23 protein-coding genes and 1 riboswitch are annotated in these 21,714 nt (G+C 47.3%); of the genes, 13 read left to right on the top strand and 10 right to left on the bottom strand.

The genetic code is table 11. The features are described 5' to 3' along the window. Positions 1–24: 24 nt before the first annotated feature. Positions 25–729: a M35 family metallo-endopeptidase gene (locus ACGHTT_RS16265; RefSeq protein ID WP_390592011.1), complete on the bottom strand. Its 705-nt coding sequence runs from the start codon at positions 727–729 to the stop codon at positions 25–27. Between the two features lie 162 nt (positions 730–891). Beyond that, on the bottom strand, positions 892–2,316 hold the full coding sequence (locus ACGHTT_RS16260) for an IS4 family transposase (RefSeq protein ID WP_390591212.1): 1,425 nt from the start codon (positions 2,314–2,316) through the stop codon (positions 892–894). A gap of 433 nt (positions 2,317–2,749) precedes the next feature. Here ACGHTT_RS16260 and ACGHTT_RS16255 point away from each other — a divergent pair, with 433 nt between their 5' ends. The 3 genes from ACGHTT_RS16255 to ACGHTT_RS16245 are packed head-to-tail and all read left to right on the top strand — an operon-like array spanning position 2,750 to position 4,185. Further along, positions 2,750–3,193, top strand: coding sequence for a hypothetical protein (locus ACGHTT_RS16255; protein ID WP_390592010.1), 444 nt, complete (start codon positions 2,750–2,752; stop codon positions 3,191–3,193). A 15-nt stretch (positions 3,194–3,208) separates the two neighbouring features. Beyond that, a complete protein-coding gene (locus tag ACGHTT_RS16250; protein WP_390592009.1) occupies positions 3,209–3,490 on the top strand; it encodes a hypothetical protein in 282 nt (93 codons plus the stop codon). A gap of 5 nt (positions 3,491–3,495) precedes the next feature. After that, positions 3,496–4,185, top strand: a complete 690-nt coding sequence (locus tag ACGHTT_RS16245) for a hypothetical protein (RefSeq protein ID WP_390592008.1) — start codon at positions 3,496–3,498, stop codon at positions 4,183–4,185. 430 nt (positions 4,186–4,615) lie between these two features. Here the strand turns inward: ACGHTT_RS16245 and ACGHTT_RS16240 are convergent, their stop codons facing one another. The 8 genes from ACGHTT_RS16240 to ACGHTT_RS16205 all read right to left on the bottom strand — a co-directional run bounded on the left by ACGHTT_RS16240 (position 4,616) and on the right by ACGHTT_RS16205 (position 11,464). Next, entirely contained in the window at positions 4,616–8,086 is a 3,471-nt protein-coding gene (locus ACGHTT_RS16240) for a chitinase C-terminal domain-containing protein (protein WP_390592007.1), read from the bottom strand. A gap of 365 nt (positions 8,087–8,451) precedes the next feature. Beyond that, the gene (locus tag ACGHTT_RS16235; RefSeq protein WP_390592006.1) at positions 8,452–8,682 is read right to left on the bottom strand and encodes a hypothetical protein; all 231 of its coding nucleotides are present in this window, start codon (positions 8,680–8,682) and stop codon (positions 8,452–8,454) included. Between the two features lie 208 nt (positions 8,683–8,890). Beyond that, positions 8,891–9,484 (bottom strand): MAPEG family protein, encoded by a 594-nt coding sequence (locus ACGHTT_RS16230; protein WP_390592005.1) that lies wholly within the window; start codon positions 9,482–9,484, stop codon positions 8,891–8,893. 236 nt (positions 9,485–9,720) lie between these two features. Then, a complete protein-coding gene (locus ACGHTT_RS16225; RefSeq protein WP_390592004.1) occupies positions 9,721–10,125 on the bottom strand; it encodes a DUF1801 domain-containing protein in 405 nt (134 codons plus the stop codon). A gap of 110 nt (positions 10,126–10,235) precedes the next feature. Continuing rightward, on the bottom strand, positions 10,236–10,637 hold the full coding sequence (locus ACGHTT_RS16220; RefSeq protein WP_390592003.1) for a GFA family protein: 402 nt from the start codon (positions 10,635–10,637) through the stop codon (positions 10,236–10,238). A gap of 119 nt (positions 10,638–10,756) precedes the next feature. After that, complete coding sequence (locus ACGHTT_RS16215; RefSeq protein WP_390592002.1) at positions 10,757–11,092, bottom strand: antibiotic biosynthesis monooxygenase family protein; 336 nt, start codon at positions 11,090–11,092, stop codon at positions 10,757–10,759. A 35-nt stretch (positions 11,093–11,127) separates the two neighbouring features. Beyond that, a complete protein-coding gene (locus tag ACGHTT_RS16210; RefSeq protein ID WP_390592001.1) occupies positions 11,128–11,262 on the bottom strand; it encodes a hypothetical protein in 135 nt (44 codons plus the stop codon). Further along, a complete protein-coding gene (locus tag ACGHTT_RS16205; protein ID WP_390592000.1) occupies positions 11,249–11,464 on the bottom strand; it encodes a TIGR02450 family Trp-rich protein in 216 nt (71 codons plus the stop codon). The genes ACGHTT_RS16210 and ACGHTT_RS16205 overlap by 14 nt, the downstream gene beginning before the upstream one ends. A 190-nt stretch (positions 11,465–11,654) precedes the next feature. On the opposite strand from ACGHTT_RS16205, the gene ACGHTT_RS16200 reads away from it, so the two are divergent. The 10 genes from ACGHTT_RS16200 (at position 11,655) to ACGHTT_RS16155 (ending at position 20,913) form a co-directional block, all read left to right on the top strand. Then, positions 11,655–12,788, top strand: a complete 1,134-nt coding sequence (locus ACGHTT_RS16200; RefSeq protein ID WP_390591999.1) for a DUF2157 domain-containing protein — start codon at positions 11,655–11,657, stop codon at positions 12,786–12,788. Further along, a complete protein-coding gene (locus ACGHTT_RS16195) occupies positions 12,785–13,264 on the top strand; it encodes a GDYXXLXY domain-containing protein (protein ID WP_390591998.1) in 480 nt (159 codons plus the stop codon). Before ACGHTT_RS16200 ends, ACGHTT_RS16195 begins: the two co-directional genes overlap by 4 nt. A 436-nt stretch (positions 13,265–13,700) precedes the next feature. Next, positions 13,701–14,138: a hypothetical protein gene (locus ACGHTT_RS16190; RefSeq protein ID WP_390591997.1), complete on the top strand. Its 438-nt coding sequence runs from the start codon at positions 13,701–13,703 to the stop codon at positions 14,136–14,138. A 515-nt stretch (positions 14,139–14,653) separates the two neighbouring features. Next, positions 14,654–15,001 (top strand): hypothetical protein, encoded by a 348-nt coding sequence (locus ACGHTT_RS16185; protein ID WP_390591996.1) that lies wholly within the window; start codon positions 14,654–14,656, stop codon positions 14,999–15,001. Positions 15,002–15,086: 85 nt separating this feature from the next. Next, positions 15,087–16,279, top strand: a protein-coding gene (locus ACGHTT_RS16180) for an IS3 family transposase (protein WP_390591995.1) whose coding sequence is annotated in 2 segments (ribosomal slippage) — positions 15,087–15,384 and positions 15,384–16,279 — 1,194 coding nt in all. Because the reading frame shifts where the segments join, the coding sequence is not laid out codon by codon here. A gap of 199 nt (positions 16,280–16,478) precedes the next feature. After that, entirely contained in the window at positions 16,479–16,823 is a 345-nt protein-coding gene (locus ACGHTT_RS16175; RefSeq protein WP_390591994.1) for a VOC family protein, read from the top strand. Positions 16,824–17,571: 748 nt separating this feature from the next. Beyond that, positions 17,572–18,057, top strand: coding sequence for an AAA family ATPase (locus tag ACGHTT_RS16170; protein ID WP_390591993.1), 486 nt, complete (start codon positions 17,572–17,574; stop codon positions 18,055–18,057). A gap of 146 nt (positions 18,058–18,203) precedes the next feature. Further along, positions 18,204–19,475: an alpha/beta hydrolase family protein gene (locus tag ACGHTT_RS16165; RefSeq protein ID WP_390591992.1), complete on the top strand. Its 1,272-nt coding sequence runs from the start codon at positions 18,204–18,206 to the stop codon at positions 19,473–19,475. A 547-nt stretch (positions 19,476–20,022) separates the two neighbouring features. Continuing rightward, positions 20,023–20,451, top strand: a complete 429-nt coding sequence (locus ACGHTT_RS16160; RefSeq protein ID WP_390591991.1) for a GNAT family N-acetyltransferase — start codon at positions 20,023–20,025, stop codon at positions 20,449–20,451. An 81-nt stretch (positions 20,452–20,532) separates the two neighbouring features. Next, entirely contained in the window at positions 20,533–20,913 is a 381-nt protein-coding gene (locus ACGHTT_RS16155) for a VOC family protein (protein WP_390591990.1), read from the top strand. Between the two features lie 565 nt (positions 20,914–21,478). Continuing rightward, positions 21,479–21,629: riboswitch (cobalamin riboswitch) on the top strand. Positions 21,630–21,714 lie beyond the last annotated feature (85 nt).

Genomic DNA, 21,714 nt, shown 5'->3' with positions numbered 1-21,714 from the left:
GAGTACCTTAAGAGCCCCCAAAAGCTACCGCATCCTATGTACATGAGAGCAAAAGTGGGCATAGGAATCCGCATTATTCAATCGTTCACCGGAACTTAGATTTGTCCATTTATCCCCGTCGTGCTGGTAGGCAAAGTCGCCAGTGCCGGCAAAGCGATGGGTCGCCTCATGAATGATCGTTTGTGCCATTTCATTTTCATTATCGTCCAATCTGATATGGATATGCCCCCTCTCTCGCGGTGTTTTAATGCCAGCGACAGGGTTTCCAACCGTATGACTTTCAACTTGCGGTCTACCCTTTGCATTCGGCGCATATTGCGCAACGTACCCAGCGGTATTTTTAGAAAACCCTTTTCCCTTGCCGCTATATATGTACAAGCGATTCTGGTCGCTGTTGCTCTGTAGACCTCTTTTGGTGGTGAGCAACGTGACTAAAACAGTTGACACGTCAGGGTTATCGCCAAAGTACATTTCGATGTGGTCTTTATATGTATTTCCCCATGGCCCGCCGTCAGATCGGTCAAAACCGTGAAACACATCAGTGGTTAGGTCAATAGCGGACGCTAGCATGGAAACAGCAAGGTCGTAAGCGCCGCCTATGGCATTAAGATTTTCTTGGGAAAGCTTCGCTTTTCCTAAGCTGTGATTGTTGTACTTTACGGCAAGACTTGCTCCGTGAGTATAATTACCTCGATTGGAAAGTGGGGCGGTCCCTAGCCATTTACCCATTGCAAACCTCCTTATCTATTTTCATCTATCCCAATAGATTATAGACATGGCATCTGATCTTTGTGAAATGTAATCGTGACCCTGACATCTTATATTGACCAAAAATTTCCGAATTTTCATGTGTCGCGTAAAATCAATGACACTGACCCGAATGGCACTAAGTTAAGCCGCCTGCGATAGCATTTCCTCTTTCAATACCGATCTCGGTTTTGTCATGAGTTTAAAGGGTTTTGGCCTTTGTTTTATTTGCCTAGGCTCAATCCGCCCTTGCCTTTGGTAGAGCGTGCACTTCATGATTTCGCTTAGCAAAAAACTTATGTTCATTACAGAGGTTTTGGTGGGTAGAGTGTTGCCGTTATTACAATAGGATATCAACGTTTGTACGCAAGATTTAAACGCCAGAACGATATCACCTGAACCATTTCCAGCTTCCGACATTAGGTAGCGTATAACGTTGAATACGATAAAAAACATCTGGATTTCTTTTCTAGCCATCTCAGGTGTTTTTGCTTTAATAAATTCCATTCCCAAAGTAGTTTTAAGGTCACGAAAGTAGAGCTCAATTCCCCACCGCTGGCGATAAAGCTCCGCAATCAATGCAGCAGGATACCTAACCTCATCCAGCAGCGTTGTTAGCAAGTAAACTCCCTTTGAACGGTACCCCGGAAAGCTGAAATCAACTTTTATCTGCCTCATCTGAATAGCATCAGGTAATGCAGACCAACGCTCTTTTGGGTATCGACTTCGAGCCACAGTGCTAGTGAATTTTGGCACGTTAATTAGAAGATCATTATCACCAATAATTTTTTCGGCGTCACCTGCTGAGACAGGCTTTCGACGTGCGAGAGCAACGATTGAGTCAACTCCAATATCTAGTAATCTAGCCTGGTCATAAAAGCAAATAAAGCCCTTATCACCAATAAAAACGTCATTTTTAGCGAAACTATTTTCTTGATCTCTAAGTAATGGTAATTCGTGTGAGCGTTTATTACCTACTCGGTAGTCTATTGCAACGCCAGTATGTAAATTACACAAAGCGCACAAACGAATCTGCGAAAAACCACAGCCTTCCTTTTGGCTCGATTGCTGAGGCCACACACCTTGATTTTCTTCCGTGTCAGCTGCTAAAAGCCCAGTTCCGTCGGCGCACACAACTCGCCGCCCCAAAAGGGGATGCTTAGTATCCTTTAGCTGCGCCGTGTGATTAAAAATGGTCGACAATAGTTCAGTTGGTAAGCGTTTTCTTGCTTGGCAGTACGCTGAAGTAGATGCTGATATGCTAGATTTATTACCCCTTTCAGAAGTTCGAAATTGATGAACAATTGACTGACAACTACTATCTGGCTGCAGGGCTTGAAGAAATAGCCCCCAAAACGTATTCTCGATGCTGAATATACGTCGTCTAGAAGTTTTAGGTCGATGTTCATCGAATAGCGATGCAGGGATAAATGCCTCAAGCACACGACCAATATTGGTCAGGCTGTGGGACTGAATTTTCTCCTTAAATTCCTTTATTTTTTGCGCTGCAGACTTCGGTTTTCTTCGTAGGCTTTGAATGTTAAAGTCGGGCGAAAGAAAGAGCTGCATAGAGGCGTTTCCGTAATTGAATACGAGGATATTTTATCGCATTTACAGCCCCAAGATCAGGCTTAACTTAGTGCCATTCGACACTGACCCTATGGTCGCTTTTGAAGTGACCACCAATTCGAAAGCTAGCATTCTAAAGCACCAAGATAGAGCGGAAGTGAACATTGTGATAACTTATGATGCGTTTTCTATTGAAGACTTAAAGTTAAGCAATGGAAATTTATGAGGGAAGTGGGATGAAACAGGTATGTATAGACGATGATTTTCTAGTGGGTGATGACATCTTTTCGCTAAGATGCGGGGTGTATGATCAGGTTCAATTCAAATCCTTGCAGTTTAGAGATGGCCCTAAAAAAACATAAGAATCGAAGATACCATTTTTTCAAAATGCTCTGTTCTAAATAGCATATGTAGTATCGGTAGATTTGTTTCTTTGGAAGATGTTTCATTTATAGATCTGGCTGTAAAGGAAATGGAGGTTTCCGCTAGCGCCTTATTGAACAATGTAATTATTTCAGGAGATAAGACAAAGTTTTTAACTATTAAAAGGCTCTACAAAGATACCGCTTTGCATGAAATGGAGGCCAGTGCAGTAACTGGAATCGTTGATGTTAGTGGGTTCACTGGTGCGCTGGAGATATTTAATTTTCCAGTCGATAGATTGAAGTTAAACGTTGAATCACATTTTGTGGTTGATTTTAAAATGCTTGATTCTATACCGTGGGAAGATTTGGGGATTGTTAAGGTGGGCGGATATTGGTATCAATCTATCTCTCGCCTAGCGAAACGGGAATCCCCGGAAGCAGTATTTTCTATTCCAAAATCAGGGCCTGCTCTTGATGAATTCAATGTATTAAGGCGGGAAAAGTTTTTTTAACGTGGCACGGTTCCCGTGCCGGAGGGATTCACCGCCTATGAGGTAAAAGTGGGAGACGATGGGCTGGCGACTGGGTTGGGTGATGTGGTTGATAACATTAAACTAAGCGTGGAAGGAAATGTCGTGGTTGAGATAAAGAGCACCATGACAGCACCTTTGACGGGCAAACAGAAGGTGATCTACGGCGCTATTCAGCAGGGGCAAACAACCGAGGCCTTTGGGCCGATTGCGACAGCCAATGGCATCGTATACCCCGGTAATAAGGTTGTAATTTTAATCCCTAATAGCGAGGGTTAGTAGTGATGAAAGCGGCGGTGACAATGGCGCTAAATGATGCCTTTAAAAGTATCGGTTGGAAGCTAACCGGACCTTGGTTGAGGAACAGTAATGTTAAAGGTTTCAAGCGTAGCGTGGCTCCGCTGGTATATAAGGCAGGTGGCTGTTTAATACAGCCAGGTTACTGCTTTGCCGTTAAGTCGATTACATTAGCTTATCAATATATTTATCCAGAAGGTAATTTAAATCGGAAGGGTATTGCCGATTTTTCCTTTCCGCTAGAAATTGGTGAGCGAGGAGCAAGGCATTTCTATCGGTCGGATGAACTTGAAGAATTTATGGATTTTTTTCTGGGCCCCTATTGGAGTGCGATTGAGGCAATAGAGTTGCGTTTTAATTTTGCCAGCGAACAGGATTTCTTTGATCAGTTGAAGCTAAGTGATTTGGCTGACCACCGGGGTGTTGTAAGAAAAAGCTATATTAGTTTCTGCTTGGCTAAGTTAGCTGTAGGAGAGGAGCAGTGGGCTGATTACTTTATTGAAAATGGCCCGCAGCACAATATACATTCACCGAACGCGATGGCCCCGTTTCATTGGCTTAAGCGCAACGCTGATTTTCTAAAACTGGTTATGCAGAAAGGTAAGACAGGCATAAAAGGCGTAGACGTGCCGGCTTCGCTAACGCGTAACGACTTGATTCCTCCTGGTTGCAGATAACGCGGATAGACCGCCTTTAGGACCGGTTCAGCCCCTAAAGTATTCACATACAGAAAAATGAAAATTAGTAAGATGTTTGTTGAATAGACGGAAGTTCAATATTGCACCCACCGAACCCCGCACCCAACTCCTAAGGCGATTTACCCAGCCATTTCACTAACACTCTTCTGGGCATGCGGGCTTCCGACGTCCTGTCCACCAAGTGTACCTACATCCTGTAGGCAAGCCACAAACGAGGACGTGGCGAGAGCGACTCATTGCGGACAGCAATGCTGGAGCGGTGAAATGGCTGGGGAGATCGACCACCGCCGAGATCTGGTTTTCGTCCACAATTGAGCGCTCATTATTTTAAAGACCCAGAAAAAACGGGGCGCTAAGCCCCGTTTCCATTTCCTAACGTTTAAAAAATCTAAACGCTTTTACCCACTAACTAATAACCACAAACCAAATCCCAATCACTCCCGCCGGGTTGGCTCGCCGTCCACCACTTGGCTTGATACACCGCACTGCTGTGCGTCATGCGGTCGCCGCCGTTGGCGTGGGAGGGGTTGCCGGCCCAATCTTTCTGGGGAAAGTTGGGGTAGGCCGGGTAGTTGGCTGGGTCGATATTTTGTGCCGTGCAATTGCCTGTGCCGCTGCCGCCGCCATTACCTCCACCGTTACCGCCAGTTACAACACCCGCAGGTAGGTTGGGGTACTCTTGTTGTAAAGCAAAGCGTTGGCTGCCAATTTTTACTTCCCAGTTTGACGGTAAAGAAACCGGTAAATAATATTTCATTACCACTTTCCAAGATTCACCGTGCTTCACCGTGAGGTAGCTAGGCGTGGCAATTTTAACGCGGTGGAAATTGTTATCCAAACCACCGATATTATTACCGGAGGCATTGGAGCCGTTGGCAACCACGGTTAACCCCGCCGCACTTTGGTCGGCAACGTTATCCGGTGCACTGGTAGCTATATCGAAATAGAACTCGGTGCTGCCCGGTAAGTCGACGCCGGAATTATTGGTGATAATTAAGTCTGGCGTGATGGGGTAGTTGGAATCACCGAGTGCAAAATTGGTGAGATCAAAACTGATATCCAATTGCTCGCTCGGCAAAGCTACTTCCGCACGTTTGTTGCCGTACTTAGGTGCGTTGGCAAATTTACTCGCGATGGCGCTGGTGAGCGTTTGGCCCATTTCGTATTCGCCGGTGCCGGCGTTGAAACGGTAATCGCCCGCTAACTCCCAGAACATCACGCCGCCAATGCCTTGATCAACCACATAGTCGGCTTTGCGATTAATCGATTGCTCATCTTCCGTGGATAGGAAAACTTTTTTCTGTGCATTCCACAGCCAAGGTGCAACTAATGTGCTGTTGTAGTGGCGCACGTAAGCGCCTTGCATTTGGTGGAACGGATTGTTGGTGGGATCTAGGCCATAGCTCTCTAGGTAGCTGCCCAGAATGCCATTTTCTAAATTTTTAGCATGCCACATGGGGTTTGAGCCGGCGCCGAGTTCATCGCCCATTTCGTTTTTGTCGTGCCAAAGATTGTCGATACCAATGGCGCCATACCCGCACTTATTGGTTTCGCCTGAGCCTGTACCGGCTGGGCATTCGCCTTGGTTAGGCAGCGAGGCTTCGCCCCACAAGCCGTTGGTGCCACCTTCAACGCCCTGCCAACCGCGGGTGTAATAAGGCACGCCGATGTTGATGCGACCGGCCGGCAGAGAACCGCGGAAATAGTGGTAGGCCCAATCGGTATTTAAGTAGCCAATATTTTTATACTGGCCGCCGTAGGCATTCCACTTAATGAGTTCCGAATCTTCGCCGTTATCAAATAGCGCGGCGTTGGGGCCAACAAATTGGTTCCACGAACCGTGCAAGTCGTAAGACATGATGTTGACGTAATCCAAATACTGCACCGATTTAAACGCTTCCATACCGCGCAACAAATAACCTGACGAAGGCGAGGCGATGGTGAGCAGGTAGTGCTTGCCATCTTGCGCGCCGGCGGCATCGAGTTTTTCGCGCAGGGTTTTCATTAGCACATTGTACGAGGCGTTTAAGCCGCCGCGCATGGCGTTAGAAATGGCGAAGTCGAGCGGGTTGCCCGCGTCTTTCATGGAGGTTGGGTATTCGTAGTCGATGTCGGCACCATCGAAGCCGTAGGTGCGCAGGAAAGTCACCACGGAATCGGCAAAAGTGTTTATGCCGGCGCTGTTAACCGAGCCGTCGCTGTTGGTGGTCATGGTGTAAAAACCACCGGAGTCCACGCGGCCTTCACCTTCGAAGTAGCCGCCAGTTTCAGCCCAGCCGCCAATAGACACCAAGGTCTTCACGTGCGGGTACTGCTTCTTGTATTTATTGAGCAGATTGAAGTGGCCTTTGTAGGGCAGGGTGGGGTCCATTTCGGCACCGGCCGTGCCCGGCCATTCCATACCGGTAGCGGCGTTGGTGGGCGAGTTTGCACCAACCGATACGTGGTTATTGCTGTTCACGTGGGCGAAGGCGTAGTTGATGTGGGTGAGTTTATCCCACGGGATTTGGTGCGCTAAATACGCCGGGCCATTGCCGCCGGTGCGCCAGCTGGTGAAATAGCCGATCACTCGGCGCGTCGCACTGCCCATCAGCTCGCGCCCGTCTGTGTCGTACACGGTGCAGTAGGGCACATCGATACCGGGCGTGGCGTACAGGCCATCGGGCCGGCAGTCTTCGTGGTTAACCGAGCCGTCGTTTGCAACGGTCACGGTTTGCGAGGCATCGGCGGTTTTGGCTTGGTTGTCGTAGGCGCGTGCAATCACTGTGTGGCTGCCGGCTGTGGCGGTCCAGCCGGCCTCGAAGGGCAGGCTGGTGTCGGTGCTGAGCAGTTGATTGTCTAGGTAGAATTCAACTTTCGTTACGCTGCCATCGGCATCGGTTGCCGTAGCCGAAAGCGCCACTTGATCACCGGCGATAATGCCGCTGGGAAGTGGTGCCAGCGTCACGCTGGGCGCGACGTTGGAATCGGCGGCCACGCTGAAGGCCTGGCTGCTACTTTGGGTTTCGGCGTTGTCGTCATCAACCGCTACTGCAAACACACTGTGATCACCGGCCTGTGCCTGCCAATTGGCTTGGTAGGGCGAGCTGGTATCGGTGGCTAATAACGCATTGTTTACATAGAAACGCACGGCACTGATTTGGCCATCGGCGTCCGTTGCCGTGGCGCTAAATGTGGTTGCTTGCCCGTCCATTAGGTTAGCCGGCACAGTCGCTAGAGTGATCTGCGGTGCTTGGTTTGGTAAGGCAGTTACCGCAAGGGTACTGCTGCTCGATTGTGCGGTGGCGCCGAGGTTGTCGGTGGCTTTGGCGTAGACCGTGTGGTTGCCAGCCAAGGCTTGCCATTGGACGCTATAGGGTGAAGTGGTATCGGTACTGAGTAGGGCGCCATTTAGGTAAAAGGCCACCTGCGCAATGGTGCCATCGGTGTCGCTGGCACTGGCGGTGAAATCGATATTGTCGCCTTCGGTGGCAGTGCTTGGCGCAGCGTGATTAACGGTTGGCGGGATGTTGTTGCTGCCGCCATTGGCGACTTGGATAGTGACAATATTGCTGCTGGTACAGCCATCGGTGTTGCACAGCTGCACTTGGAGTTGGTGGCTGCCGGCAGAATAGTTGCTGGCACATTCGGCACTTTGTTGATTTTGGCCGTTGGCGGTGAGTGTGCCTTGGCATTGCACAGCGCCATTGTTGGTAAGCGTCCATTGTGTGCCGTTAGTACCCCACCACATATCCCAGTGCACGGTGAGGTTGTTGCCATTTTCAAAGCTGGAAGGCAGCCAGGCGATATTGGGCGTGGCGGGCGCGGCAGCTTGGCTATTGGCGCTGGCGAGCGCACAAGCCAAGGCGACGCCTAGCCCGAGTTGGGAGCGTTTAAACATCGTGTTACACCTCTTGGTTTATTATTTTGATTGTTGGTCAGTCACAGCATCCTGTAGGCCAACAAGCCTATAGCGCTCAATAGCTGAGCAAGGTGATGGCAAAAACACAGAATGACAACGTTGTACCACGCTCCTGCTGAATGGACAACGTTGTCTTTCGGGTGCTGAGACCTCTGCACGCCTTCAGGCGGCCAGCAAGGCGGTGCAGATGGGGGTTGAACGTGAATGAAAACAGGGGTTTAACATGCCAACGTCAGGGTTGGTGTGCGCCGAAAATTATTTGGTACGGGTGTCCTGTTTTGGCGCTGGTTTATGTCTTATGTGGCGTTAGTGGCGGGATCAGCTGCCTTAGCCTGTGCGCATGGTTATCGGCTTTTGAAAGCCCAGTACAGGGTAAGACCGCAGCTGATAGCGCAGGCGAGTGCCGGAATGGCGGCGGCGATAAAAAAGACAGTTGAGCCAAGGCGGTACATGGACAGGGCTATACCGGAAAAAATCGCTCCCACGAGTAACTCAACCTGAATCGACTCCCACGTGGAGCGGCCGTTCGTAGCGATGGTTTTACCCAGGTAGTGGTGGATGCGTATTTTTTTCATTGGCCTAGGTTCAATGGAACATTTTCAAAAAGTAGAAAAGAGTGGCGAATACAGCAAAGCTGGGTTGAATATTTTGTCCGTAACATTGGCATTTGGCATAAGTACCGGCACTTCCTTGCGCGTCAATTCCCCAAGGGTCGTCCAGTTTTATCGGCTCGCTGGCAGAGTCTGTCACGTTGATTTTACCGAGGCAAGACGCGAGCTATTTTTAGGCGTATAGGCTGCTCAGTATCAAGTAGCTCGCCATGCCAAAGCTGGAGAGAAGTGTTAACGACATGAAAACCCCGCGTAGGTTGTCGTTTCCTGCAAAGTAGCTGTAGGTATAGCCTAGGCGTGCTATGGGAAACAGCAGTAACCATACCCAGGCTGCGAGTAGGGAGGGCGACGTTAGAGAAAAGATGAAGGCAAGAAAAATATAGTACAGGCTGTTTTCTGTTGTGTTTCTGTGGGTGTTTAGATGCCTTTCAATTTCTAGCATGCCTTCATCAGAAACATCCGTTTTTTTTACCCCGTGGGTTTTCCACTCTTCCGGTGAGGCATAGACCTTATATTTGTGTCGTGTCAGTTCGGTAGCCGTCATTATCCAGCTGTGATTTAGCACTAGAATTACGGCTGCGACGGTCAGTATGCGTAATAACTCCTGGCTGGGTAGTGCTGCGTGACTTGGCTCAACGCCGAACGTAAAACATAAAACCACGCTCAGCAACAACACACCAAAGGGGTAGATTTTAATAATCCAGCCAGACCCGTTAGGGCTTTCTTGCGTGGCATTTTGGTTCGTCTGGCCATCCCGTATCGTCATCTGTTGTGCCTTTCCTTTAAGACCTTTGGGTTTATTGGCGCGTAAAAAGCGATCCAACCTTGTGATTGGACAATTGCGTCACCGGTAACTGAACTTTTGATGGCGTCATTGGCGTCATTGGCGTCATTGGCGTCATTGGCGTCGTGACTTCTGAGTAGACACTCTAGTTGAAAGTATCCTGTGATACTCCGTGTTAGAACCCATTTTTGAGTCTGGTGATCGATTTAGATAGGACTTCAGGCGCCAAGTAAGGGCTTATGTTTGCGTAAATGGTAGTGCAGCGTTAAAGACACACAATGTTTCAACGCCTGCTCCGGTAATTGCTGGTGAATATCTAGAATGATCGCTCTGTTGCCTGAAAAGCAAAGCTCCTCCTTATATAACTCCATGAAGCTAGCCACCAAAGAGGTCTGACAGTGGAAGTACATAGCGTATTGGTTGGGTGACTTGTCTTTCCAGTCAATGCGAACGGTGCTACCGCTTTTACACAAGTAGCTAGGCTCGCCCCATTTTAAACACTCTTCAAGATCGGTTATGCCGTCTTCCGCAGCCACTTTAAAAATAAGAGCGCGCAAGGCCAACATCAGCGGCCGAATGTGTGCCGGATAAGTGTCGAATTTTAACTGAATAGCCTTTTGCATCTGCGCTCCGGTTGACGATAGTGTGGATTAACTTGAGGCTATCCTTCGTTGTAAAAATAGCCGTTGCGATGTTAAGCGCTAGCTTTAAGCGTTGGGTGTTTAGTTTTATCCTAGTCTGGGCCCCGCTCTTGGTATTGCGTTACACCTTCAGGCATTATTTCCCAGCTCGCCTTTGATCCGACGAAGATGTGTTGGCCAATGTCGATGTGAGGGTCTTCATTGAGGCAGCCGAGGGTTATGCCGTGAACGTGATTTTTGTAAAGACCACACAAGGTTGACCCGCAGTGGCGGCAAAACTGAAAGCCAAAATCTTGTTGGCTTGCGTAAGTGGTTAAATGTTGTTCGCCGCAAAGCCAGTTAAAGTCTGTTGCCTCTACAAGCGCATACGCGGAAGCTTGTGCACTAAACACTTTTCGGCAGCGCGAGCAATGGCAGGAGCGGGCGTCGCGTAGCTTGCCGGTTATTTGATACTTCACTGCGCCGCAAAAACATTCTCCGGTTAACCTTGTCATGCGCAATCCCCAAATTAAAATTCTACAGTTGGTTTGAGTAGAGGTACTCGGACCGTTCGCTTGCAAGGGCCGGACATCTGGATTGTAGCGGGCAGCCCCTCGCTTGTGGTTTGTAGCGCTTAGCTTTGCGAAATAATGTGATACTGCCCTGGTGAGACGGTTATAGGCTCTGGAAAACCCTTGCCCAATACGCGCATGCCATCGCGATTTTCGCCTTCGGCATTGTCAAACCCTAAGTTGACCACTCGCTCAAAATCTTGCTGTGATGCCCAAACCACTGTGTTTACATACTTGCTTGAGCCGTCGGCTTCCGTCTTGACGGATTTGTAAAAGGTAGAGCTGACAAAACCTGTCTGCTTACTGAAATATTTAACATATTCCGCCCTCACTTGCTCGGCCTCAGCTTCCATACCAGCGGGAACCAGAATCGCGTTAATGACGTGTAATTCACTCATACTAAATTCCTAGTAGTGTGCGTTGTGGGCTTGCGCTAGCTAACGGCGTGGCGGTCGGAAGCACCCTGTGCTAACGCAATAAACAATAAACCAATCGAACATTGAATCGCCAAATAGTCGTCGAAGCTAGCATTGAGCCAATCAATCACCACAAACTTACTGCCAACCATGTAGCCAGCGTGTACTGTTGGTCAAGTCGTGCCAGTCAATTGGGCTGGCGCGTTTCGATATTACCGCCTCTATGATACAAGCGGTCACAATACCTTCTTCGTCGAATTCCACCTCTGTCACCAAAAAATGCTTTTCTTTATTTTCCGGAGCAACAGCTGTCCACTTGCTGTTGAGTAGCTTCTTCGGATTGATGTTGTTCATGATAGTGCCATCGTGTTTCGATTAAAAATTGTGTGGCGTGCAAGCAAGGCCTTAGGATAACGAATAATTCGTTTGGTTTGTGTAAAAATTTGGCTAGCTTGCCGCCCTTTGGCGCGCCATAATCAACCGATTGATCGCTATCATACTCGATCATCGCGATGCTCGAAATTTCACATTATTAGGGACATACATGGCGAATTTAACGCAACAGCTACAGGAGTGGGTGGGCGCCGAGCTTATTTCAGCCCAGCAAGCCGCGGGCATTACCGCCTATGAAAATGAAAAGCCGGCGCGGCATTGGGTGTTATACGGTATTCTAAGTGTGGGGGTTTTAGTGGTTGCGATCGGGGTTATCTCGTTGATCGCGGCTAACTGGAGTGCGATTCCGGGTTGGGCTAAGCTCGCGGCAAATTTTATTGTGCTAGCCGTGTTGGCGCTCGCCATTTTTCGTTTACAGCAACGCAAAAAAATTGTCTTCTTTGAAGTGGGTATTGTGTTTTATGCGGCGCTTATTTTAGCGTCTATCGGGCTGATTGCGCAGATTTACCATACGGGGGGTGACCTATATCAAGCACTATTACTGTGGCTGGTGATGCTCTTGCCCCTGGCCCTATGTACACAGCGCGCGCCACTACCGCACGTGTGGTTGATGGTATGTATGGGCGCGGTTATCGCATTGCTCGAGGCAAAAAGCTATGCGTGGTTTGGTGGTAGCGATGAAGAGGTTCTGTTCAGCCTGTTGTTTGCTGCGCCCGCCATTTTATTTGTGTTAGGTAAATTGGCGGGGTGGCTGATGCCTACGCATGCATTTGCCCGCGTGTTTGGGTTTTGGGCAGTGGTTTTAGGCTGCCTTGCTGTCGTCACATTGGACATTGGTTCGTGGGGCTGGTTGCCGTTGAAATTTAGTTATCCAATCATTATCGGGCTAACGGCTGTGTTCGCGATTGCTCTGGCCTTAATCGCGGTTACTGAAAGTGCGTCAGCAACTCATAGGAAAGTGCTTCTTCTATTGGTGTCGGTGTATGTTATTGAGGTTTTCTCTGTTCGCTTAAATTTAGAAAGCTCTTTAGTAGTTGCCGCATTTAGCATAGTCATCGCCGGACTTTGCGCTTTTTATTTTGCGCTATCTGGCTCACGCCGGCTATTTAACTTTTTCGCGTTGTTAGTGGCTATTCGTTTTTTGATAGTCTATTTCGATGCGCTCGGCGGGCTGGCGACAACGGGTATTGGCTTGATTGTTTCAGGGGGCATAATTTTGGGCTTGGGCTGGACGTGGTACAAGCATCATGGGCGCCTACAAACATTGGTTGAGGGCATCAAATGATGAACCATAAAAACCTACTTATCGCCGCGCTACTTTTTCCTATCGTTGGCCTGGCTTTTCTTGCCGGCACTAAAGCGTATGTATCGAGCTTAGGTAAAGAGTTTACCTTGCCGGTCATCGGCTTTGACCCCAGAGACCTATTATCTGGCCACTACATCGTCTATCAGATTGCCTTTGATATAGACGACTTGTGCGCAGAATACAATGAGCCACAGGCCATCTGCCTCGTTGACAGTGGCGACCATTATGCAAGCAACTCTGCCACAGATTGCGAATACCCTTTGACGGGTTTTTGCCAAGGTGGTCGCTTTCAAACCGGGTTGGAACGCTTCTATATCCCTCAATCGGAAGCTTTGCGCTTAGATGCCGCTGTGCGCAAGGGCGAGGGTTCCATTGTGCTGTCTGTTACCCCGTCGGGCGCTAATGTGGTTAAAGCATTGTTGATTGATGGTCAAAGCTGGCGAGCAGAAGATTGATCGGTTGCTTGAGAAAGGTTGCTATACAAGCGTTGTTAAGTGTTAAAAGTGGATGATCCTAACAAGTTGCTCGCTGATTTTACCGGGATAATCCGCGACACATGTCCGTTTTTCAGCGGTTGAGGCTTAGCTTGTCTTATTAGTAGTACGATGAAAACGCGAGTAAATCGTTTAGAATCATAGGGTTATATGGGATACCGCAAAAGGATGTAGAAAATATATAACGCCAATTTGGGGATTATCCAAGTTAAGAAAAGTATTGCTATTTACTGGGGCTGTAAGAAAATCTATTGCAAACAAATGCTTACAGAATATGGTCGAAAATTACGGCTAAAAAAATATATTGTCGGCGTCTATTGAATAAGCTGCAACGTGTAAGCGAGCTATGGAGCAAAAATCGGAATATATAGTAAAGAAACGGTATAGGAGATTCGCCGTGCATCTTGGCGCCTATAAATTTCGTTATCTTAGCTTTATCTTTGTATTTACAGCATTTTTCTGTTTGTTTAATACTCCCTGGAAAAGCGAAAAAGCAATTAATCTTACTGGCTTCGAAGTAAGCTGTGTGAAAAGTGGTCGCGGTGGTACAGAAATGCTTTTCATCGAAAATAGTGATTCAAGTTATAAAACCTTTGGTTTCGATAGGTGCGAGCACTACGTTAGTCGTCTCTCTCAAATGGAAATGGTCGGAATTCTTCATCGTGCAGGGTGGGGAATTGTAAGCTTGGAACTAGAAGGTAAGCTAATACATCAATCTTATAGATTGGTCTGGGTCATGACTATATGGTGGTCAGGACTGGTATGGGTCTTGAGTTATGCGGTTTTCAATAAGTTTAATACACGTAACAAGCGCTTCCAGCCGACGGGCGGCTGAAGCGGGCGTTATGCGGTGGGCACATTGGTAAGATTTAAAGTGGGCAGAATTCTTTCGCTAGTACTGGTTTGTATTTGTTTCGCCGGATGCGATCCTTATACAGGTTTTGGATGTATAGCTCCAGAGGCTCATCCGGCAGTCGAGCATGCTAGATCAATATCTTCAAAACAATGGGCATTTGTCTATTCGGAGATACAGACATTAAGTGAAAAAAATTCGCATATTGATTACGAAATACAATTTACGAAAGCCCAAATACCATCGAGTTTGAGCTTTCTTGATGCGGAGCTCATTCGTGTGTATAGGTCTCGTGGGCCATATGTAATCCTAGCCAACTGTTTTGATGAAAGAGTAGAGCTAAGACTTACGTCCTCAAATGAGCCGAAAGCAAAGATAGTGCTTCATTGGGCGGAGCCCACAAATAAAAATCCGTACGCTACTGGCAGTCAGGTTCTTTGGGAGGGTAACAATGATTATTAATCAGTCGCCTAACAAACGCAGGCAGGCGATGCAAAATGCGCGCGCCTGCTACGGGCGTTATGTGTAATCGAACTATGGAAGTATTAGACCTAAGATTATCGGAATCCTTAAAGAACTGGCTTATCGAGGCAAAGGGTAGTCCGGAGTTTAAGCTTGGTTCTTTTATACTGATGAAATCCCTGACTCACAAAGACTTGTTTAGTAGCTGGTCTGTATCCATCGCAAATCCGGAAACTTTAGAATTGACCGGCGTCGATATTTCGAGCGTTGTGTTGATTGAGAATCTTGAGTTCATAGTGACAAACCCCGAATTAACTCATGAGCTCGAGGGAAAGTATCTTCATTGGAATGAGCAGGGTATGAAGCTTGAAGCACAAAAGTAGCTATACACATAACAAACGCAACCAAAACGGGCTGAACTTCCCCCGCTTTAGTGGACACCTCTAGATAACTTATCTGGAGGTGTTTGTGCCAAAATACAAAAATCCACGGAAGACGTGGCAATATTCAACTGAATTCAAAATACGGGCTGTTAAGATGAGCTACCAGCCCGATATACAGATAAAGCAGGTTGCAGAAGGCCTGGGAATTCACCCATTCATGTTATCCCGTTGGAGAAAGGAGTACAGAGACGGCCTTCTCCAAGGGGACGGTAAGAAGCGAATCGGTTTGACCAAAAAGAAAAAGATCAAGACTTCAAAGCAGGTGTCTGAACTCGCTGGGTTGAAGAAAGAGAATAAGCGGCTGCAGCAGGAGAACGACCTGCTAAAAAAGTGGCAACTGTATCTGGCGGAAGTGCATCAGAAAGATTTGGATTCGTCCACAGATACAGAAAAGCCTTCGGAATAGCTGTTTTGTGCCGTTGGCTGGGTGTGTCTCGGAGTGGCTACTATGCCTGGCGGGATAGACAGCCTTCCCAGCGAGAGCGTACTGACCGTGTGCTGTTGGAAAAAATCACCTTGGTGTTTGACAAGAGCGAAGGGCGATATGGCAGCCCCCGTGTATTTAAAACGCTTATAAAACAGGGCTATCGGGTGTCCCGTAAGCGGATCGCTAGGTTAATGCGCGAGGCTGGACTTCAGGGTAGGGTCACTCGCGTGACGCGCAGAGCACCGGGTTTGAAGAAATTTTTTACCAGCGGAGAAAATAGATTGCTCAGCTTCGGTGAAACTACAGGCTGCGATCAAGTTTGGGTGGCAGACGTTACCTATATCAAGCTGCAAGGTCAGTGGACCTATTTGGCAACGGTAATGGACCGACACTCTCGCAGGATACTTGGCTGGACGCTAAGCAGGACTCGGTCTGTTGAGTTGTCAGTGTCAGCATTGAGAAATGCACTTCGCAAGAATCGCAATACCGATGGCCTGATACTGCACACTGATCGCGGCGTCGAGTTTACAGGCTATAAGTTCCAAGATGCGCTGGCGGAGGCAGGAATCAAGCATAGCGTAAACCGGCCTGGGCATTGTACAGATAACGCGTATATGGAATCGTTTTATCACACGCTCAAGGGTGAATTAATCCGAAAGTCTGTATTCGATGGAATGGATGGATTGCGTAGATCACTTGCAAGGTATATAAACCAGTTTTACAACATGGTGAGACTGCACTCAGGTATTGGGTACTGCTCACCGATCGAATTTGAACAAATGGCAGCGTAGAAAAATGAGGTGTCCATTTTATCGGGGCAAGATCAGGCTATCGCCCTCGACTCGCTACGCTCTCGGCTGCTTCGGGCGTTAGCGGTCTAGAGTTTTGGTGTTTATGTGAAAGTCCGTAGAAGATTATTATAAAACTCAAGATAGACTATTTCCACTCCGACTGCCGTTTAGCAAAACCTTTTTCGATAAGGAAAAATAGATGATTAGCTCCTGCATACAGGTCTGTGATATTGAAACCACGATAATGTGGTATGGGGATTTTCTCGGGTTCCAGTGCTCGTATAGGAGCTCAATTAAGAGTCCAGAGTACGCAATTTTAGAAAAGTCAGGATCAAGACTCTATTTGCGCAAAGCGTCAGATAGGCAAGTATATGCTTCAAATGTAGTAGTAATTGAGTCACAAAATTTGGAAGACGATTACAGCATGGCATCAGATAAGGGTGTCATTATTGTCCAGGAAATATCTAAGGGCCTTTTTGGTACTAAAGAGTTTATTGTAAAGGACTATGAGGATAATAAGATTGTATACAGGCAAATCTCATAGTGAAGGTTACCTATTAGTGGTTAGCGCGGCGGGACTCGCCTACGCTCGTCACTCCCATCGATGCTAGGGAAAAACAGGGATTATCATGAATTCGACAGTAAACCCTAAACTAGCTACAACGCTCATCATGCTTTTTTCGATAGGTATTCCAGCGTACTTACTCAACGATGTTGATTGGTCTAAGTTTGAGGTAACGAGTTTCGTGCTGCTTGTTTCAACTCTTTATGCAATTTTTATCTCCCTTGTATGTTTCATGGTAATGGGAATCAAAGGCCCTGACGTAACGTCGAAGGAAACGGATGGTAAAATAAATACGTTCCGATTAAGGGTGGCGCCGTATATTGATAGGGCCGGCTACATAATTTTAGCCGGAATCTTGATTTATTTAACGTATTTGTTGTTGATGTTGTGGCTACCTTCATAGCGAAGGCGTCAATGCAAATTTTTGGTGTGCCGCTCTATGTCTAGGTCCTTTGTAGTGGTAGGATTTTTATTTTAGATGATTTAGATGATTTAGATGATTTAGATGATTTAGATGATTTAGATGATTTAGATGATTTAGATGATTTGGATGATTTAGATGATTTAGATGATTTAGATGGCTTGGGTGACGCAAGTTTTTGATCTCAATAAATAAATGGTGTCATTGTTGTTCGGTCGTACGCTACGAAAAGCGCGGTTGCGCTGGCTTAAGCAGTGCTAAAATTGCAACTAAATCGAGCGGTCTTTATCAAAGTAGAGGGAGGTTATGAATAAAGGATGTTTGACTTTTTTCTGTGGGAAAATGGGTTCTGGAAAGTCTACCAAGGCCGGTGAAATCGCGCGTAATGGTAGCGCTGTGTTGCTGTCAGAAGATGAATGGCTTACGTCGCTGTACCCTAATCAGATCTCATCGTTAACTGATTATGTTAAATATTCTAACCGTCTTAAGCCGCAGATTAGAAAGCTTGTTCAATCCATATTGTCCACGGGAACTAATGTCGTTATGGATTTTCCGGCTAATACTCTTGTGCAAAGAGATTGGTTTCGGAGTATTTTCTCGGAAATCCAAGCACCACATAATTTGATATACATCGATCTGCCAAATGAGGTTTGCTTAAGGCAGATTGAAATGAGACGTAAAGCGCAGCCAGAAAGGGCGGCAACCGATACGCTAGCTATGTTTTTACAAGTGACGAAATTTTTCGTGGCGCCAACGTCCGAAGAAGGCTTTACGATCACTAGAGTGACGTAGAATATTTAGTAACACACTGCTAAGGAGCATTGACTCGCAGGCGCTACTGATTCTTGTAGATTGCAGCGCGCTAAATTCTGCCGGAAACCGCCTGCGAAGACATTCTTTGAGCATTTGAATTGAACGGAATTCTATTAGGATGAAATATGAACAAGCTCTTGCTTTCAATCTGCTTTCTAACGCTTTTTCTTGTCGCTTGCAGTCCAGATCGTGTTAATTCAGCTGGCGAAATAGAAGCCGCTTGTCGTGTTGGAATATTTGAAAGTGGCGAAAATTTCCTTGTGCTTACTAGAAAGGGCGATGGCTTTCGCTATATGTTTGATAATGGCGAGACCGGGGTGGTAGGCGATGAAAAGGTAGTTGCCTGCATAGGGAATGTTGTGAAAACTGCGGATTTCGCCGACATGAAGGCGAGGACGTTAAGGATAACAAACACCCATTTTGTAGTGGATGATGTCACCTTGGCTGGGCAGCTTATTGAACCGGAGGGGGCAAACCTAAAAACCACATTAATTGTTTATGCGCACGGTTCCGAAGAGAGCGGCTGGCTCGAACAAGCAATCGACCCCTATCACATGGTTGCGCGAGGCATGTCTGTTTTTGTCTATGACAAAAGGGGAACAGGTTTGTCAGAGGGTAACTATACACAAAATTTTCCACAACTTGCGAAGGATTTGGTGGCCGCTTCAGGCGAAGCGAGGCGACTTGCAAAAGATCGGTTTGGTCGCTTCGGCTTGTTCGGTCTTAGCCAGGGTGGTTGGATTGCCCCCTTAGCGGCTGAACAGGCAAAAGCAGATTTTATCGCTGTCGGTTACGGCTTGGTTGTCGATATCTTAGAGGAGGATGCGGCTCAAGTTGAAATGGAACTGTTACAATCCGGCTACGGTACAGAGGTGATTTCAGAAGCAAAGAAGGTCACCGATTTAACGGCTCTTGTTGCTACCTCGGGTTACACCCGGGGCCTTGAGGAGCTGGATGCGCTACGCGAAAAATACCGTAACGCGGCTTGGTTTTCTGCCATTAAAGGCGGGTTTTCTGGTGTGATTCTTAACATGTCTTCGGAAGAACTACGTCTGAATGGCATCCCTATGTTCGATCGTCTAAATATAGATTGGTCGCTGGTTCCTATAGATGTTTTACGAAACGTGAAGGTCCCTCAACTTTGGGTTATGGCCGGGGAAGATCAGGAAGCGCCTATCGGAAAGACAATAGAACGATTGAAAACACTTCGCGATGAGGGCTTACCGATCGAGATCCAAGTCTTTCCCGATACTGACCATGGTATGTGGGAGTTCAATCAAAGGTCTGATGGTTCAAGAGAGTATACAAAAGTCACAGAGGGGTTCTACGACCTTATGGCCGATTGGGCAAAGAATGGGCAAGTGAATAAAACCTACGGACGCAGTATCGAGTATTGATGAATTGGCTACTAGGTTGTTCTATTGGTGACAAGCGTGTCACTTCGAACACACGCAGGCAGGCGCATATTGGGTGAGCGTTAGCAGGGGTGTGGAGTTGAGGTTTTGTGATTAGTGGCCATCTGGGGTGATTCGGAGATAAATAGGTATGGGGTTTCAATGTGCGGAATGTGGCTATAAAGGCAAGCAGTCTTCCCAGGGCGCTTGCCCCGCTTGCGGTTCTTTTAAGCTGGCGCTAAAGAGTAACTTAGATAGCGAGCGTGAGAATAGTGATAAGCGTCGAAGGTTGAAATCTATTGCGTTGGTTTTGCTTTGGTTGTATCTGGCGTTTTTAATTTCCCAAAAAATATATGGGTCTTAAAGCTCAAGATCGAATGCCAGGCAGGTTCTTGCGTTGGGCGAGTTTTGCATAACTAAGCCGCCAAATTGATGTGGCATAGATACAGTAAATTTGTAAACGTTTTAGGGCGATCAATCGGCAGTTTTTCCGGAATAGCATTATTGAAAAATAAACGTTACGCATACCTATATTGCTGCAGGTGTTGATATGAATGGCTATAGAATTAGTACCGATTATGACGAGATGAATTTGTCTGTTGTGCATGGGTTTATTTCAAAATCGAGTTGGGCGAAAGGTATCCCGATGGAAACCATGGCAAGGGCCGTTAAAAATTCACTTTGTTTTGGGGTTTTTGCGCGTTCCGGCGAGCAAGTGGGCTTTGCGCGAATGATCACTGACACGGCAACTTTTGCTTATCTTGCCGACGTCTTTATTCTTGAGACTCACCGTGGTCAGGGTTTGAGTAAATGGTTAATGGCCGTGATTTTGGCTCATCCGCAGTTGCAAGGATTGCGGCGAATGGTATTGGCGACGGCAGATGCCCATGGTCTGTACGGGCAATTCGGTTTTACGCCGCTGGCAAGGTCTGACTCATTTATGGAGCTTTGGCAGCCGGAGGTGTATTCCGCTGGATGATAACGGCATGTAAACCCGAATTACCTTCGGCGAAATCGCTCGAGGGTATTGCTGATTGAATTGAAAAGGCTACATAACGCGATGAACTTGAATCAAGTAACTCTGCCCGTTAGCGATATGCCAACAGCGACAGCGTTTTACAGGAAAATGGGTTTTCTTCAGATAGTCGATAGCCCTCATTATGCTCGTTTTGAATGCCCAGTTGGTGGTTCAACATTTTCTTTAAGCTTGGTAGAAGAGGCGTTCAATAACGGCAGCGTTATTTATTTCGAGGAAGAAAAAGTTGACGAGCTGGTGAGTCGGCTTGAAGCTAAAGGCTTTAGTTTCGAAGCGGCGCCAACAGACAAACGATACCTTTGGCGTGAGGCCGTTCTAAGAGACCCCTCTGGAAATAAGATCATCTTGTATTGGGCTGGCGACAATCGGTTGAACCCACCCTGGCGAGTGGCACTGAGTGAATAATTGCTCCCTATTAAAATACGACCTTGTAACGGGTCGCCAAAAGTCTGCTTGCTAACATGAACTAGGCCAATTGCTTGTCATTTTTAGCCAATTGGGGAATATTTCTACATCAAACATCGCGTTAACATGGCCTTACTTCCACGCGGTGCGCCATGTATGTCTTGTCTGCTCTTACATTCGCTATTTTTGCTAGCGCGCTGTTCCAGGCAACTGAATCTTGCGCTTTAGATGAGCAGCAACATGACTGCGCGGGCAAAACGGCATGCGCACATCCTACGTTGGCTTGATCGCGCTTATCGCCCCTTATCTTGGTAGGCGTGGGTGTGACGGATCAAATTGATTATCTAATACCCATTCATGTGTGTGCGCCGAAACCCGATTGAAGCCTATTGAATCTTCCGATTTGGCCGCCGGTTTAAATTATTTTTGCATTTTAGATTTTGGTGCTGCGTTGCCTAATGGGATCTGTCCTGCGTTTGCGTTCCGCGTGAGAGTGCGCTCGATCCATCAAAAGTGTCTCCATTTACTCCTTGACCGAGGTGATTTTCCGAGTAAACTCCGCGCCATCAAAGCTAGGTGCTCTGGTGACTCTTTTTGTATAGAGGGTCATGCCCGAGTTAAATGGGAAGTTGGTTCAAGGCCAACGCTGCCCCCGCAACGGTGATGTGGTTAATTCAACCCTAAGCCCGATACCTGCCTCGCTTTGCTGACCGGTTTTCGCCGCTTTTTAGTACGGCGATGAGCGGCAACACGACGTAGCGGAGGGCTGCATCGGTGGTTACCTTTCTCGCGTTGGCGAAC

The organism is Simiduia litorea (assembly GCF_042853465.1).
In the GTDB taxonomy this organism is placed as follows: Bacteria; Pseudomonadota; Gammaproteobacteria; order Pseudomonadales; family Cellvibrionaceae; genus Simiduia; species Simiduia litorea.
Note: the sequence above shows the minus strand (reverse complement) of the source record. Positions and strands in the feature narration are given on the sequence as shown.